The sequence below is a fragment of the Ruegeria sp. CDSC002 genome (assembly GCF_059610905.1).
In genome coordinates this window covers 341,158-355,587 of the sequence record NZ_JBXWOM010000005.1, presented here as the reverse complement: position 1 = coordinate 355,587, position 14,430 = coordinate 341,158, and the positions used below count along the sequence as shown (strand labels likewise).

13 protein-coding genes are annotated in these 14,430 nt (G+C 58.1%); 8 read left to right on the top strand and 5 right to left on the bottom strand.

Annotated features, from left to right (window positions below):
• The first annotated feature begins 18 nt into the window (after positions 1-18).
• Genes AC2FJE_RS11970 through AC2FJE_RS11960 form a run of 3 tightly spaced genes read left to right on the top strand, consistent with a single transcriptional unit; the run spans position 19 to position 2,083 of the window.
• Complete coding sequence (locus AC2FJE_RS11970) at positions 19-531, top strand: Fur family transcriptional regulator (protein WP_108859557.1); 513 nt, start codon at positions 19-21, stop codon at positions 529-531.
• 2 nt (positions 532-533) lie between these two features.
• Entirely contained in the window at positions 534-1,286 is a 753-nt protein-coding gene (locus AC2FJE_RS11965; RefSeq protein ID WP_496760975.1) for a metal ABC transporter ATP-binding protein, read from the top strand.
• The gene (locus AC2FJE_RS11960) at positions 1,286-2,083 is read left to right on the top strand and encodes an iron chelate uptake ABC transporter family permease subunit (RefSeq protein WP_282119277.1); all 798 of its coding nucleotides are present in this window, start codon (positions 1,286-1,288) and stop codon (positions 2,081-2,083) included. Before AC2FJE_RS11965 ends, AC2FJE_RS11960 begins: the two co-directional genes overlap by 1 nt.
• Positions 2,084-2,148: 65 nt before the next feature.
• Here the strand turns inward: AC2FJE_RS11960 and AC2FJE_RS11955 are convergent, their stop codons facing one another.
• The 5 genes from AC2FJE_RS11955 to AC2FJE_RS11935 form a co-directional block, all read right to left on the bottom strand.
• Entirely contained in the window at positions 2,149-2,886 is a 738-nt protein-coding gene (locus tag AC2FJE_RS11955) for a maleate cis-trans isomerase family protein (RefSeq protein WP_496755708.1), read from the bottom strand.
• Positions 2,883-3,950 carry a pyridoxal phosphate-dependent aminotransferase gene (locus tag AC2FJE_RS11950; RefSeq protein WP_496755709.1) on the bottom strand — a complete coding sequence of 356 codons (1,068 nt, stop codon included), beginning with the start codon at positions 3,948-3,950 and terminating at the stop codon, positions 2,883-2,885. The genes AC2FJE_RS11955 and AC2FJE_RS11950 overlap by 4 nt, the downstream gene beginning before the upstream one ends.
• Positions 3,947-5,599, bottom strand: coding sequence for a hydantoinase B/oxoprolinase family protein (locus AC2FJE_RS11945; protein WP_496755710.1), 1,653 nt, complete (start codon positions 5,597-5,599; stop codon positions 3,947-3,949). The genes AC2FJE_RS11950 and AC2FJE_RS11945 overlap by 4 nt, the downstream gene beginning before the upstream one ends.
• Complete coding sequence (locus AC2FJE_RS11940; RefSeq protein WP_496755711.1) at positions 5,599-7,695, bottom strand: hydantoinase/oxoprolinase family protein; 2,097 nt, start codon at positions 7,693-7,695, stop codon at positions 5,599-5,601. The genes AC2FJE_RS11945 and AC2FJE_RS11940 overlap by 1 nt, the downstream gene beginning before the upstream one ends.
• Positions 7,696-7,957: 262 nt before the next feature.
• Positions 7,958-8,929, bottom strand: coding sequence for a TetR/AcrR family transcriptional regulator (locus AC2FJE_RS11935; RefSeq protein ID WP_282151923.1), 972 nt, complete (start codon positions 8,927-8,929; stop codon positions 7,958-7,960).
• A 179-nt stretch (positions 8,930-9,108) separates the two neighbouring features.
• On the opposite strand from AC2FJE_RS11935, the gene AC2FJE_RS11930 reads away from it, so the two are divergent.
• From AC2FJE_RS11930 to AC2FJE_RS11910, 5 genes are read left to right on the top strand one after another with little or no spacing between them, the layout of a single operon-like run.
• Positions 9,109-10,242: an LLM class flavin-dependent oxidoreductase gene (locus tag AC2FJE_RS11930; RefSeq protein WP_496755712.1), complete on the top strand. Its 1,134-nt coding sequence runs from the start codon at positions 9,109-9,111 to the stop codon at positions 10,240-10,242.
• A gap of 10 nt (positions 10,243-10,252) precedes the next feature.
• Positions 10,253-10,900, top strand: a complete 648-nt coding sequence (ribB, locus tag AC2FJE_RS11925; RefSeq protein WP_496755713.1) for a 3,4-dihydroxy-2-butanone-4-phosphate synthase — start codon at positions 10,253-10,255, stop codon at positions 10,898-10,900.
• Positions 10,901-10,948: 48 nt separating this feature from the next.
• Complete coding sequence (locus AC2FJE_RS11920; protein ID WP_496755714.1) at positions 10,949-11,326, top strand: nuclear transport factor 2 family protein; 378 nt, start codon at positions 10,949-10,951, stop codon at positions 11,324-11,326.
• Between the two features lie 26 nt (positions 11,327-11,352).
• The gene (locus AC2FJE_RS11915) at positions 11,353-12,741 is read left to right on the top strand and encodes an amidase family protein (RefSeq protein WP_496755715.1); all 1,389 of its coding nucleotides are present in this window, start codon (positions 11,353-11,355) and stop codon (positions 12,739-12,741) included.
• A gap of 38 nt (positions 12,742-12,779) precedes the next feature.
• Positions 12,780-14,429, top strand: coding sequence for a long-chain-fatty-acid--CoA ligase (locus tag AC2FJE_RS11910; RefSeq protein ID WP_496755716.1), 1,650 nt, complete (start codon positions 12,780-12,782; stop codon positions 14,427-14,429).
• The last annotated feature ends 1 nt before the right edge of the window (position 14,430 follow it).

Below are 14,430 nucleotides of genomic sequence, written 5' to 3'. Positions count from 1 at the left end.
TATATGATATGGAATAACATGACAAGTGAGATGAGACCTGCACCTGCTGAAGACTCCGCCCTTGTCGGATTCCAAAAGCACGACCACGCGCACTGCGTCGAAAGTAGCCTGACCGTTGCCGAGACCCGGTGCAAAGAAGAAGGTCTGCGGCTGACTCCCGTGCGGCGCAAGGTTTTGGAGATGCTGCTGCAGGAACATCGGGCCTTGGGTGCCTATACAATTCTTGATCGATTGCGCGACGAAGGCTTCGGATCGCAGCCACCAGTGGCTTACCGCGCCCTCGATTTTCTTGTCGAGAACGGGTTTGTCCACAAAATCGAACGGTTGAACGCATTTGTCGCCTGCGCGCATCCCGGGGCAACGCATTCCCCGGCCTTCATGATTTGCAGGAAATGTGATGCTGTGGCCGAAACACATTCAACACCCGCGAAGGGAGAGCTGGGCGCAGCCGCGCGGGCAGTGGGTTTCGAGATCGAGCGGACCGTTGTAGAAGCCGAAGGCGTTTGCCCCGACTGCACCGAAAAGGCGTAGAAATGAACCTGATTTCCGTAGAAGACCTCAGCGTTAGCTATGGGGCCAATACCGTGTTACGGCACATCAACATGGGGGTCGAACCTGGTGAAATTGTGACCATCGTCGGCCCTAACGGTTCGGGTAAGACAAGCCTGCTGCGCGCCATAATCGGTGCAATCAAACCGTCTGCCGGGCAGGTAAAGCGAAAGCTGGGGCTGAGAATTGGCTACGTTCCGCAAAAGCTGCATATCGACCCGACCCTGCCGATCACCGTCGAACGGTTCATGCGGCTGACCCATCGCGCGTCAAAGAAGGATTGCGCGGCTGCGTTGGAAACAGCTGGTGTGCCCGATCTGCTCAAGCGCCAGATGTCACAGCTTTCGGGCGGACAATTCCAGCGCGTGCTGCTGGCGCGCGCCTTGATCAACCGGCCCGAAATCCTGTTGCTGGATGAGGCCACGCAAGGGTTGGATCAGCCCGGGTCGGCTGCGTTCTATCGCCAGATCGAAGACGTGCGTCAGGAAACAGGGTGCGCTATCATCATGATAAGCCACGAGCTCCACGTGGTGATGAGCGCTTCGGACCGGGTGATCTGCCTGAACGGCCATGTCTGTTGCGAGGGCTCACCTGCGGTGGTGGCCTCGGCCCCCGAATACCGCGCGTTGTTCGGAACCGGAACAGGTGGAGCGCTTGCCCTTTACCGCCATGATCATGATCACAACCACGATCATCATCATAATCATGGAAAAGACTCACAGGAAGCCGCAGAATAATGCTTGATGATTTCATGACCCGGGCCACACTGGCCGGAGTGGGCGTGGCCTTTGCTGCGGCGCCGTTGGGGTGTTTTGTGGTGTGGCGCCGTATGGCCTATTTCGGCGATGCCACAGCGCACGCAGCCATTCTTGGCGTGGCCTTGTCGCTAACGTTTCAGATGTCGGTTTTTACAGGTGCGCTGGCCGTCGCCTTGTTGATGGCGCTGACCGTGACGCTGTTGGCAGGTCGTGGGTACGCAATGGATACGTTGCTGGGTGTCATGGCACATTCCGCTTTGGCATTTGGTCTTGTGGCGGTTTCATTCCTCTCCGGTGTCCGGATTGATTTGATGGCCTATCTGTTTGGCGACATTCTGGCCGTTTCCCGTTCGGATCTGGCCGTCATCTGGGGCGGCGCTGCACTGGTCGTAATTTTGATTGCCTGGCGTTGGTCCCAGCTGTTGACGGCGACGTTGAACGAGGAACTGGCCTATGCCAGCGGGTTCGACCCCAAGCGCGAACAACTGGTTTTGACGCTTGCACTGGCCATCACGGTGGCAGTCGCCATCAAAGTTGTGGGTGTTCTGTTGATAGCGGCGATGCTCATCATACCAGCCGCTGCGGCGCGCAATCTGGCGCGGTCACCGGAAACGATGGCCCTGATTGCAGCGGCAATTGGGGCGACGTCTGCTGTGGCTGGGTTGAGGGCGGCTTATGTCTTCGACACGCCGGCCGGGCCCTCGATTGTCTGTGTCGCCGCCATTTTGTTTGCCTGTTTCAGCTTGCTTGGTTGGCAGCGTCATACCAACTCCTGACAGTCGCCGAAGAACTGCAGCTTATGTAATCGGGGCGTAGAAGTGCCACTTGCCTTCGCTGTTGATCAAAGAGTGTCGAAAAGACGCCCAAGTAACGTTTCGTGACGCGGTAGATTCAGCGCTTTCAGCAATCCATAGACCATCGCTTGATTGGAGGTAATGACGGGTTTGTTCAGCGCAGCCTCAATCCGTTCAATCACCTCGACCGAGCGCATGTCTGTGCAGCTTAGGACGATTGCCTGCGCGTCCGGGTGATCAGCTCTGCACGCCAAGTCGAACACCTCGCCCGGGGTCAGTTCACCTTGCCCATAGTTGCCAAGTTCGCGGCCGACATCGACACATTTGACAGTCTTAATGCCATTGCGGAGCATGAAGTCCATCGCCTGTTCATTGATCTCGCCCAAATAGGGCGATGAAAAACCGACCTTTGTTGCGCCGACTGCTTTGATCCCAGCGATCAACGCCCCTGCAGCGGTCAGCGAAACTGCACCCGAGCCCGCCTTGATCTGCTGGGCCAGCTCTGCATCAAAGGACGGTCCGTGGGTCAGCGTCGCCGAGGTGCAGCCATACAATACCACATCGGGGCGTATGCCCGAGATCATCCGCAGGTCGTGAGTGATATCCGATGCACCCAACCCCGCCATCTGATCCGAGCCGGGGATTTCATCCACGTCATACCCGCCCATACGTTGAAAATGGACTGTGGTGTTGGGCGGCCTCAACAACTCCATATCCGGTTCGAGGTTGGTGTTGGTGAAAGGTACCAGAACACCGATTTTGGCTGCGGTTCGTGTTTCGGTCACTTCAATGCTCCCTTCAGGGCGGTCAGGGACCGATCCATGATCGGCGTCTCGCAGATTGTGGCGCGCAAGCAGTGGGTTAAGCCGTATCCTCCCATGCCGCGCATTAGTAGGTCGTCCGCCCGCAGCGCCGCGTCTGCCCGTTGCGCATCCTGCGTTGAGGCAAAGCGCAATAGCACAAAGTTTGTGTGGCTTTGAGGAATGATTAGGCCCAACGCACGACATTCCACGGCAAATCGTTCACGGATTTCAGTCGTGCGGGCAACCACATTTTGCATATGCGCCTGATCGCGGATCGCTGCAACTGCCGCCGCCTGTGAAGCGATGGAAATATTGTTTGGATTAAGCAATTTGCGCAGTTCAGCCGCAATCTCGGGCGGGAAGTACCCCCATCCTGCACGCGCTCCCGCCAGGCCATAGGCCTTGGAAAAGGTGCGCATGATCACGGTGTCCCCTCGATCGCTCAGCGCGAAGATATCGGCCGGATCATGTTTGTGATCGGAAAATTCTGCATAAGCCTGATCGACGACGAGTAGAACATCCGCGGGCAGTTCCCCGCGCAGACGAAGGATCTCGGAATTGGGGATTAGGGTGCCGGTCGGGTTGCCAGGGTTGCAGACAAAGATGATCCGCGTTTCATGTGTGACCGCGGCGATGATATCGTCGACGGATACGGTCAGATCCACTTCACGCGCCTTGACGTAATCGGCCTGAACCTGAGCGGCTGCTGAGGCGACAAACGCATATCCGTAATCCGTGCCAAGGACCCGATCACCGCGCCCGGCATAGGCGCGGATCAAACAGCCGATCAGCTCCATCGAGCCTGCTCCGCACAGCACCCGTGCCGGATCGAGTCCATGCACATCTGCAATTGCTGTGCGCAGTTCCAACCATTCCGGATCAGGATACAATTGCAGATCGGCCATTGCGTCACGACCCGCCTTGATGGCAGCGGGGCTTGCGGGAAAGGCGCTTTCGTTCTGGGCCAACGAGATAGTGTTTTCGCCGCCGAGGTCGGCCAGCGCATAGGCCGCCATTGCACTTATGTGGGGAACCGGGCGGATCATGATGCGCCCCCGTAGGATTTTGCGCCTTCTGCGCTGATCAGACCGCGCTTGAGGTCTAGGGAGATTGCCTGTGGGTCTCGCGCGGCCGGGTCGCCAAAACCACCGCCCCCAGGAGTTTCAAAGATCAGGTAGTCGTCAGCTTCAACGCGCAGTTCTCCTTTGCCCGGGATATCATTTTCGCCACCAAGGAAACGAATACGACCGGGTGCACCGGGTTTTCCACCCATGCGTCCGAGGGCGGGGAATTTGAGGCGCTCAACCGACAGGAACACCAGAAAGGGTGCACTGTTCGCAGAGGTCATCTCGATCCGTTGGCCGAGACCGCCGCGATACTTGCCTGCACCTCCTGAATCCTGGCGTAGTTCGCGTTTCCAGATTGTGACCGGGGCCACGCTTTCCGTGATCTCGACCTGAGATCCGAACACGCCCGAGGGGTAGGCTGTGGCAGACAAGCCATCCGCGTGTGGCCGGGCACCGGTGCCGCCATTATGTACAGGTTCAACCGCGAATTCCCGACCTCCATCACGCGCCACTTCGGGTGCGTGCCGCATCGGCAGATCGAACATGCAAGATGCGCCCTCGGCGGGGACCTGATCTGGCAGGGCCTGATGCAGGCATCCAAGCACCAGATCTGGTGTTACCTGTCCTAGTGTGTGTCTCATTGCTACCGGGGCGGGGCGTTGTGCATTGAGGATGCAGCCTTTTGGCCCGTCCACTGTGAACGGCTCCAGCGATCCGGCGTTGTTGGGGATGTCGGATCCGACGATGCAGCGTAGGGCGAAGACGGTATAGGCGGTCGCATAGTTCAGCGGCACATTGATGCCCTTGCCCGAACAGCCCGACGTTCCCGTGAAATCCACATGCATGCCCGTTTTGCTGACCGTTAGGGTGGCGTGCAGCTCCAGTTCTTTTTCATAACCGTCCATCCTCAGAACGTTTATATAGGTGCCTGTGGGCACTTCAGCGATGGCTTCAAGCGTGCCGCGGCGCGAGGTGTCGATGATGTAGCTGCCCAGTAGATCCAGATCGTCGATCCCGAACTCATCCATCATATCGAGCAGGCGGTTCACGCCCGCTTCGCAGCAAGCGACCAGTGCATATATGTCGCCCTCATTAGCAATAGGCTCGCGGCTGTTGGCGCGGACAATGTCCAAAAGCAAGGCGTTCGGGACGCCTTGTTCGATCAGTTTGCAGGGTGGGATCAGCAGACCCTCATCATAGATATCCGACCCTTCGGGGCCCATTCCAAGGCCGCCCAGATCCACAAGATGCGAAGTGCATGAAGTAAAGCCGACGACTTTGCCGTTTTTGAAGGCAGGCATCATCAGCAGAAAGTCGTTGAGGTGTCCCGAAGCCAGCCACGGGTCATTGGTCATGTAGATATCACCGGGCCTCATGTCCTGAACAGGGAAATGACCGCGAAGATGCATTACGGCTTCGGCCATCGTGTTGATGTGCCCGGGCGTTCCGGTGACCGCCTGTGCCAGCATCCGACCCTCGGCGTCAAAAATCCCGGCAGAAATGTCGCCGCATTCGCGTACAATGGGTGAGAATGCGGCGCGGATCAGGGTCTGACCTTGTTCTTCAACCACCGCAAGCAGGCGGTTCCACATGACTTGCAGGCGAGCGGGGGAAAGATCGGTAGGCATCATACACCTCCTTTCTGATCTTGGATAAGGATGAGGTTTCCAATGGCATCCACATGCGCCGAGAAATCAGCAGAGACCAAGGTCGTCGTCTGCGGTTCCGTGATCAGCGCCGGGCCGCAAACCCGGTCGCCGGGGTTCAGGCTGTCACGTGGCACAAAACCAGCCTGCTTTATCTGACCATCTACATCGCAGGTGATGGGGCGGGTTTGGGCCGATGTGATAGTTGTCAGAACTGGCGTTTCCGGCAAATCTGGAACATCCGCATCTGGGGTTGCGACGCGGACAGCCCAGTTCAGGATCTCGATTTGCATTCCGGGCACGGGACGCGAGAATTGTTTACGGTATTCCGCCTCGAAAGCATCGGTCAGCGGTTTTATGTCTTCGAATGTTAGGTCGCGATCGGGCAGGGCAATCTCGATCTCGTGGCCCTGACCGTTGTAGCGCATGAAGGCCATGCGTTGTGTTTGAGTGGGTGCGTCACCGGCGCCTTGGGCAACCACGCGGCTTGCCCCGTCGATCATGTCGGAGAACAGGGTGTTGACCCGTTCCAGATCCAGGGATTCAAGTAGAGAGTAGCGTGATCTGACGATCTCAAAACTGACCGGAGCAAACAGAAAACCGACCGCGGATCCGACGCCCGGATTGGGCGGGATCACAACGCGACGGACCCCGGCGGATCGGGCCACACGGCTTGCGTGCAGGGGGCCGTTGCCGCCAAAGGCGATCATCGTACGGGAACCAAGGTCCTTGCCTGATTCCACTGCATGCATCCGGCCCGCGCTGGCCATACTTTCATCGACGATGCGACTGACGCCGTCGGCGGCCGTTGTGCCGTTCGTGTTCAGACACGCGGCGATGACCCGGTTCAGCGCAGCTTCAGATGCTTCGGGGTCGATCTTGATAAACCCTTCGGCAAATGTGTCCGGCACGATATAGCCCAGAGAGATGTCGCTGTCAGTCACGGTTGGCTCGGTACCGCCCCGCCCAAAGGCCGCCGGACCGGGTTCTGATCCGGCCGATTTTGGACCCACAGTCAACCGTCCCAGACGGTCGACCCCGGCGATTGAGCCGCCGCCTGCGCCGATCTCGATCATTTCGACCACAGGGATACGCACAGGCATGCCCGACCCCTTGATGAACCGCGCGGCCCGCGCGATTTCGAATTGGCGCGAGGTTTGAGGCCGCGCATTGTCAATCAGGCAGAGCTTCGCAGTCGTCCCGCCCATGTCGAAAGATAGAACCTCGTCAATCCCGGCCCGCGCTGCGATCCGTGCGGCCAAAATTGCTCCGCCCGCCGGCCCGCTTTCGACCAGCCGGATCGGAAATCGTGAGGCCGTCTGAACGGTGCACATTCCGCCACTGGCCGTCATCATCAGGATCGGACAGGTCACGCCTTCTGTCTGGAACCGTGAGGCAAAGCGCGCCAGATAGCTTTCCATTAGCGGCTGGATGTAGGCATTGGCGACCGTGGTACAAAGCCGGTCGAACTCGCGCGCCTCGGGGCTGACATCAGAGGAAATTGAAACTGTCAGGCTGGGGCGTTTTTCCGCGAGAATTTCGCGCAACCTGCGTTCGTGCGACGGGTTGGCGTAGGCATGCATCAAACAGATTGCGACCGCTTCCGCGCCGGTGGCATCCAGCTCGGCCAACAGCGCGTCTATCGAACCAGTATCCAGCGGGATCAGCACATCCCCTCCGGCATCCATCCGTTCGCGAATGGTCAGCGCCCGTTCGCGTTGGACCAGCAGGTCCGGCTTTTCCAGGTTGATGTCATACTGCGCATATCGCCGCTCATACGCGATTTCCAGAATGTCGCGAAAACCTTCGGTCGTCACGGTCGCCACAACAGCGCCTCGACGTTCGATCAATGCATTGGTCGCCAGTGTCGTTCCGTGGATGAAACCTGTCACCTCATTCAACGACCGGCCGGACTCCGCCATGACACGTCTTGCGCCCTCCATCGCGCCATCTGCGGGATTTTTGTGCGTCGTGAGCGTCTTGGTCGAAGCCAAAATGGTCTCATCGTCCGAGACGAGTACCGTATCGGTAAAGGTGCCGCCGATATCAATGGCTAGGCGTAAGGTTTGAGATGTCATGAGAGTGTCCGAATTGTCCGTTGTCTGGGCAGAAGGCAATGGGCGCAGAGCGCCAGCCATCATCCACTCACGACAAGGTCACAACCGGTTGCGCGGCGATCCAGAGGGTTAGGACTACAGAGCGTTGTCATATACTCAGTTTGACACGCCCAAGACGTGTCGCAAGTTGGTTTGCGACCAAATCGCCCGGAAGCGACAGAGATGTGCGACTTGATTGCCTAAGCGTTTGTGCATCAAACACCCAGAGTGGTTGATGGTTCGCTCAGGATTTCTTGGAGGGAGCAGCCCTGACCAAAACCCCATCCATGATAAGCGCCTTCAGACTGGTCCGGATCTCGCTTTCCGGGAACTTCCCGATGCTCCAATGCCGGAGAGACCAGACATTACAAAGGAAATACAGATAATTGGCCATCAGCTCTGTGTTCATGGGGCGGAACACTTTCTGCTCGACCCCTTTGTCCAGAATGCCTTTCCAGCGGCCCATGAATTCACGCTCCATATCAAATACACGCGCACGGTTCTCGGCAGACATGGACCGTGTTTCCGAATAGACCAGATTGATGTAGCGGCGGTTTTCACCAATGTAGTCGATGTACCGGTCAACCGCTTTTTCAAGGTTTTGATCGGCGGGGCCGGTGAACAGCTCTCCGGTATCGAAAAAGTCGATGATGTCCTGCATGCACATCGTGGTGATCAGGTGAAGTATGTCATCCTTGTCCTTGATGTACTTGTACATCAGCGGAACCGACAGCCCAGATGTTTTGGCAATCTCGCGCATCGATGCATTGCCGAACCCATGCTTGGCGATCACCTTGCACGCGCCCTCAAAGATCTGCCGCCGCCGTTCCTCGGCGGTGTCGGACAGGGCGCGGCGCGGCTTTTCAGCCTGAGTGGATTTTGGCGTTTCCGCCAGTTGTGCTTCGACTGAGAACGTGCAGGTCACTTCCATCAGCGTGGCAGCTTCACCGGGATTGTGCCCGGCCTGAACGATCGAGACACGGTAGGAGGTCAGCAGCGAATCTTCTGGCGACATGCGTATGGCCTGGGCCTCGATTTGCCCCTGTCCCGCAGTTGCCAGATTCGTGGCCGACGTGTTGACCAGTGTTGGTTGCAAAGTGTCGCCGAGACGTCTGAGTTCCTCGCGCGCAGCATCAATCGCCAGCGCAACGCACACGCCATCTAGCTGCGATTTATTAATAAATTCATCAACTTGCGCAGCGGAATACAAAAACACGCGGCTTGCCTCCATAGGACCCTACCTGAGGGCAACATGTTGAAATCCCTATCTCTTGTCCAGTTGGAAATCGTCGCAGTGTCGTTGCGACGTAGGGAAAAACAATTCGGGGCTTGACGAAATTGCCGGCTGTATGGGAATGTTAGTGAACGTTCAATCACTCGCCAGGGGACGCCTGCATGAAGTTCAAGATTCTCGCCATTCCATTCGCACGCCAGCATGGCGAGGACACTCAGCTTGCTGGACGTGACCCTGCGCGGTTCAACAAGATGATGCACACGATGCGTGATCAGATGGTCCTTGCCGAAGAGCTGGGCTATGACGGCTTCTGCCTGACTGAGCACCACATGCAGGTCGAAGGCGTTGAATGCACCACGAACCCGCTGTTCTGGAACATGTACATCGCCCAGCACACCAAGAACTTCAAAGTTGGTCAGTTGGGGATGAACCTGACCGCGATGAACCCGATCAAGACTGCCGAAGACATCGCCATGCTGGACCACATGACCGGCGGCCGCGTCTTCGCAGGGTTCTCGCGCGGGAACACGCCGCGCTGGACAGCGACCATGGGGCAGCACCTGGACATCACCTCGGCTGAATCCGACAAGTCCGAGGCCGACCAGCGTAACCGTCGCGCGCTGTACGAAAACTGGCGTCTGATCAAATCGCTGTGGACCGATGACCTGACCGAACATCAGGGCGAGTTCTGGAGCTTCCCGTCGAATGTCGAGTGGGAGTTCAATCCGACCAAACTCTGGGGCGGTTACAGCCCGGTTGATAGCAACAAGATCCTGCGCAAATCGGGCATCGTTCCCCGGCCGCTGCAAAAGCCGCACCCAAAAGTATATGCGCCGTTCTCATATTCGATGGAAACTGCCAAGTTTTGGGCGTCGGAAGGGGCCAAGATGGTATCCTTCGTAACCGCCGAAAAAGAAGAATTCATGCCGGTGATCCTTGAGAACTGTCTGAAGGCTGCGCATGAAAAAGGGCTGCCTCAAACCACCAATAACGACGTTCTGGCTCTGGGTGCGCATCTGATGATGGGCAAGACACCGGCCAAGACCAAACAGTACCGCGAAATGTTCGACAACCTGTGGTTCTCGGCCTACGACGCGCCGCCCTATCACGTCCCATTGGGCCGCGTCTGGGACGGCTCGCGTCAACAGGTTCTGGATCAGGTTGGTGAACTGGCCGAGCGCTATCAGATCGACGAATTCTTTGTGTGGCACCACGTGAACTACTTTGGCGACGAGATAGAGCAGGAAGCCCTGATCGAATTTGCCGAAGGCGTCATCAAGCCTCTGAACGGATAAGGGGAAGACCGTGTTCGATCTGCATGAAGTTTACCAGCTGTCGCCCATCGAAGAAATCATTACGGATTGCGAACAAGGCCGTATGGTAATTCTTGTCGACGATGAAAACCGCGAAAACGAGGGCGATCTGGTGATTCCAGCCGCCTGCACGGAAGCGACCGCGGTAAACTTCATGGCACGCTTTGGTCGGGGTTTGATCTGCATGGCCATTCCGCCCGAGCGGGCCGAGCAGTTCAGCCTTGGCCCCATGACAGCGTTGAACACGGATCCACATCATACCGCGTTCACCATTTCGGTGGATGCGAAAGAAGGCACGACCACCGGCATTTCCGCCAGCGACCGGGCGCAGACCATTGCGCTATTGGCGTCCGACAGCGGCTCTTCGGCAGATCTGGTTTCGCCCGGGCATCTGTTCCCATTGGTGGCGAAACCGCACGGCGTTCTGGAACGCGAAGGCCACACTGAAGCCGCAGTTGATCTGGCCCGCCTGTCCGGGCAGGGGGATTCCGGTGTGATCTGCGAGATCATGAATGACGACGGTGAAATGGCGCGCCTGCCGGATCTGCTGGAATTTGGGGCCCGGCACGGCCTTAAGGTCGGCACGATTGAAGACCTCAAACGGTACCGCCAGGACCTGCTTGCCGACAAGGCCGCCTGATCGCCAACACCACCTGCGTTTCAAGACACTCATGACCGAGGATATCCAATGACCGCATTTGCCGAGATCGAAACCCTGATGCTGGCGTATATCGAAAACCTGCATGACGGAGACATCAGCAAGACCGACCAGATGTTTCTGCCGGAATGTGATCTTTGCTGCGCCAACGAGGATGGCAGTTATATCCACATGACGCTGGAGAAATACAAAGAAATCATCGGCGGTCGCGAAAGCCCGAAATCCAAGGGCTATCCTGTCTACGGGCACACAATCTCGATCGATCAATCAGGGCCGAATACAGCCTTTGTCAAGATCGACTGCGCCGTGCAGCCGCGATACTTCATCGACTACCTGTCGCTGGTCCGCACCGGCGAGGGCTGGAAGATTGCGGCCAAGGTCTATTACGTCCAGCGCACCGAAGACTGATCCCCTTTATCTGATCGAGTCCCCGAATGACCGCCCCATATTCCCAACTTTCGGCGCGTGCCATGGTGCAGGCCTTTGCCCGGCTGGAGCTGTCTCCGATCGACGTCACGCAGGCAGCGCTGGCCCGCATTGAGTCGGTTAATCCTAGGATCAATGCGATTTACCACGTGGATGCCGAGGGCGCGCTTGAAGCAGCCCGGGCGTCTGAGAAACGTTGGCACGACAACATACCAATGGGGCCGCTGGATGGCGTGCCGACAACAGTCAAGGACGCAATGGATTGCATCGGTATGCCCGCCTATCGCGGCTCGGCGGCGGGTGAGGTATCGGTCAGCACAACCGATCATCCCACGGTCGCACGCATGCGTGAGGCGGGTTCGGTGATCCTGGGCAAGAATACCATGTGCGATTATGGCATTCTTGCAGGCGGAGTGAGCTCAAAGCATGGGGTTACCCGTAATCCATGGGATGTATCGCGCACGACAGGCGCATCATCTTCGGGCGCGTCGGCCAGTGTTGCCGCCGGGATCGAGCCGGTTTCGATTGGGACCGACATCGTGGGATCCATTCGTCTGCCGGCCTCGTATTGCGGCCTGGCCGGGCTGAAGCCCAGCCAGGGGCGAGTGCCCTATTACGTCTGCAACAGCCCGGCGATCACGGCGGGGCCGTTGGCCCGCAATTTTGGCGACGTCGCGCTGCATATGAACGTTCTGACCGGAGAGGATACGCGCGATTTCGCGGCTTTGGCACGGGACGGTGTGAACTATGTTTCGCGCCTGACGCGCGGCGACCGCAAAGGCATGTCGGTTCTGGTTATCCCCGAGCTGGGCTTGGGCGAACCGGTGGCGGAAGATGTTCAGGCAGCGCTGGAACGGACGGCACAGGTTTTGCGGGATATGGGCGTTCAGGTCACCTATCTTGAAACCGCACCGTTCAGTCGAACGGACTGGGGTCCCGCCGAGGCGTTCTACAAAATACGTACCCTGTCCGAACTGATGCGCCAACCCGAGGCCGAACAGGCGAAAACGCCCTATATTCGCGACTGGACCAATGATGCACGCGCATTGTCCGCTGTTGAGCATCAGCGGAATTTCGACCACACGCAGGTGTTGCGCGAACGTGCGTTGGCGCTGATTGACGGCCATGATTTTGTCTTGCTGCCATCGACACCGAACACCGCCTTTGCTGCCGACCTGCCGGGGTCTGACCCCGATAAGCCGTTCGAAAGTTGGGCCAATACCTTCCTGTTCAACCTCACTGAGCAACCGGCATCCAGCATTCCGGTCGGACTAGACCGCAACGGGTTGCCGATCGGTATTCAACTGGTCGGACGCCGCTTTGACGATCTGGGCGTTTTGCAAATGTCGTGGCGGATCGAACTGGACATCGGAGAAATGCCGCCTGCGCCTCTGTGACGGGCGCAGATGCAGAAAAACACATTAAGAGGCAAAAAATGAGCGCAGAAAAAACGACGATTCCCGGTCAGATCATGACGATGCCACTGACGGTGACTAGCATTTTCCGTCATGGCATGCGTGCGCACCCCGAGGCGGAGATTGTCTGGCGCAACTCGGACATGACGATTGTTCGCTACAGCTTTGCGGATATGGGGCGACGCACCCAGCAACTGGCCCACGCTTTGACCGAACTGGGTATGGGGCCGGGTGACCGCGTCGCGACGCTGGCCTGGAACAACAATCGGCATCTGGAACTCTATTATGCATTGGCTTGCATCGGTGCGATTTGCCACACGATCAATCCGCGCCTGCATCCCGATCAGATCGCGTTTATTATCAACGACGCCGAAGATACGCATATGTTCTTCGACACGACTTTTGCACCGCTGATCGATGCTGTCTCGGCCCGCTGCCCCAGCGTTCAGGCCTGGTTCAGCCTGACTGGCCCGGATCAGGTGCCGCAGATGAAGACCCTGGTCCGTGACTACGAATCCCTGATCGCGGGCAAGCCCGAGGTTTATGACTGGCCCGAACTGGATGAGAACGCGGCCATGGCGCTGTGTTACACATCTGGCACAACAGGCAATCCCAAAGGCGTTTTGTATTCCCATCGTGGGACCGTGCTGCACGCCATGGGCGTGTCCGGCGGCGACTGGCTTGCACTCAGTTCGCGTGATGCCACTTTGCCCGTGGTGCCGATGTTCCACGCCTGTGCCTGGGGTATTCCCTATGCGGCCCTGATGAACGGCACCAAACTGGTCATGCCCGGACCAGGCATGGATCCGGCCCCGCTGCGCGAACTTATGGACGACGAAGAGGTCACGATGATCTCGGGTGTGCCGACTGTCTGGCTGGGCTTGTTCGAATATCTGGATCAGCAGGGCGCCACGCTAAAAACAGTCAAACGCGCGATGATGGGAGGTTCAGCGGCACCTCTGTCACTGATCGAGCAGATCGAAAAAGGCCACGGTATCGACGTGGTGCATGGCTGGGGCATGACCGAGCTGAGCCCGGTCGGGACGCTTTCGGTGCCCAAATGGGGCGAGGATAAACTGCCAATCGACGACCGCCTTGCGCTGAAAACCAAACAGGGCCGTGCGCTTTATGGGGTCGAGATGCGCATCGTTAATGACGAAGGTGAGTTGTTGCCGCATGACGGCGTCGCCTCTGGCATGTTGCAGGTTCGCGGTCACTGGGTTGCTGAAAGCTATTGGGGCGGGGCCGGTGCTGATGCCTTTACCGAGGACGGTTGGTTCATCACCGGAGATGTCGCGGCGATCGACCCGAAAGGCTATCTGCGCCTGACCGACCGAACCAAGGATGTCGTCAAATCGGGCGGCGAGTGGATTTCCTCGATCGATCTGGAGAACATCGCCATGAGCCACCCGGATATTCTGGAGGCTGCCTGTATCGCCGCCAAACACCGTAAATGGGATGAACGCCCGTTGATCGTTGCTGTCAAGCGTGAGGGATCGGATGTCAGCCGCGAGGACATTCTGGCGCTGTATGACGGCCAGATCGCCAAATGGTGGACGCCCGACGACGTGGTGTTCCACGCCGAGCTTCCGCACACCGCGACCGGCAAAATTTCAAAGCTGCATCTGCGTGAGCAATACGCCGACTACAAGCTGCCCACTGACATTTAAT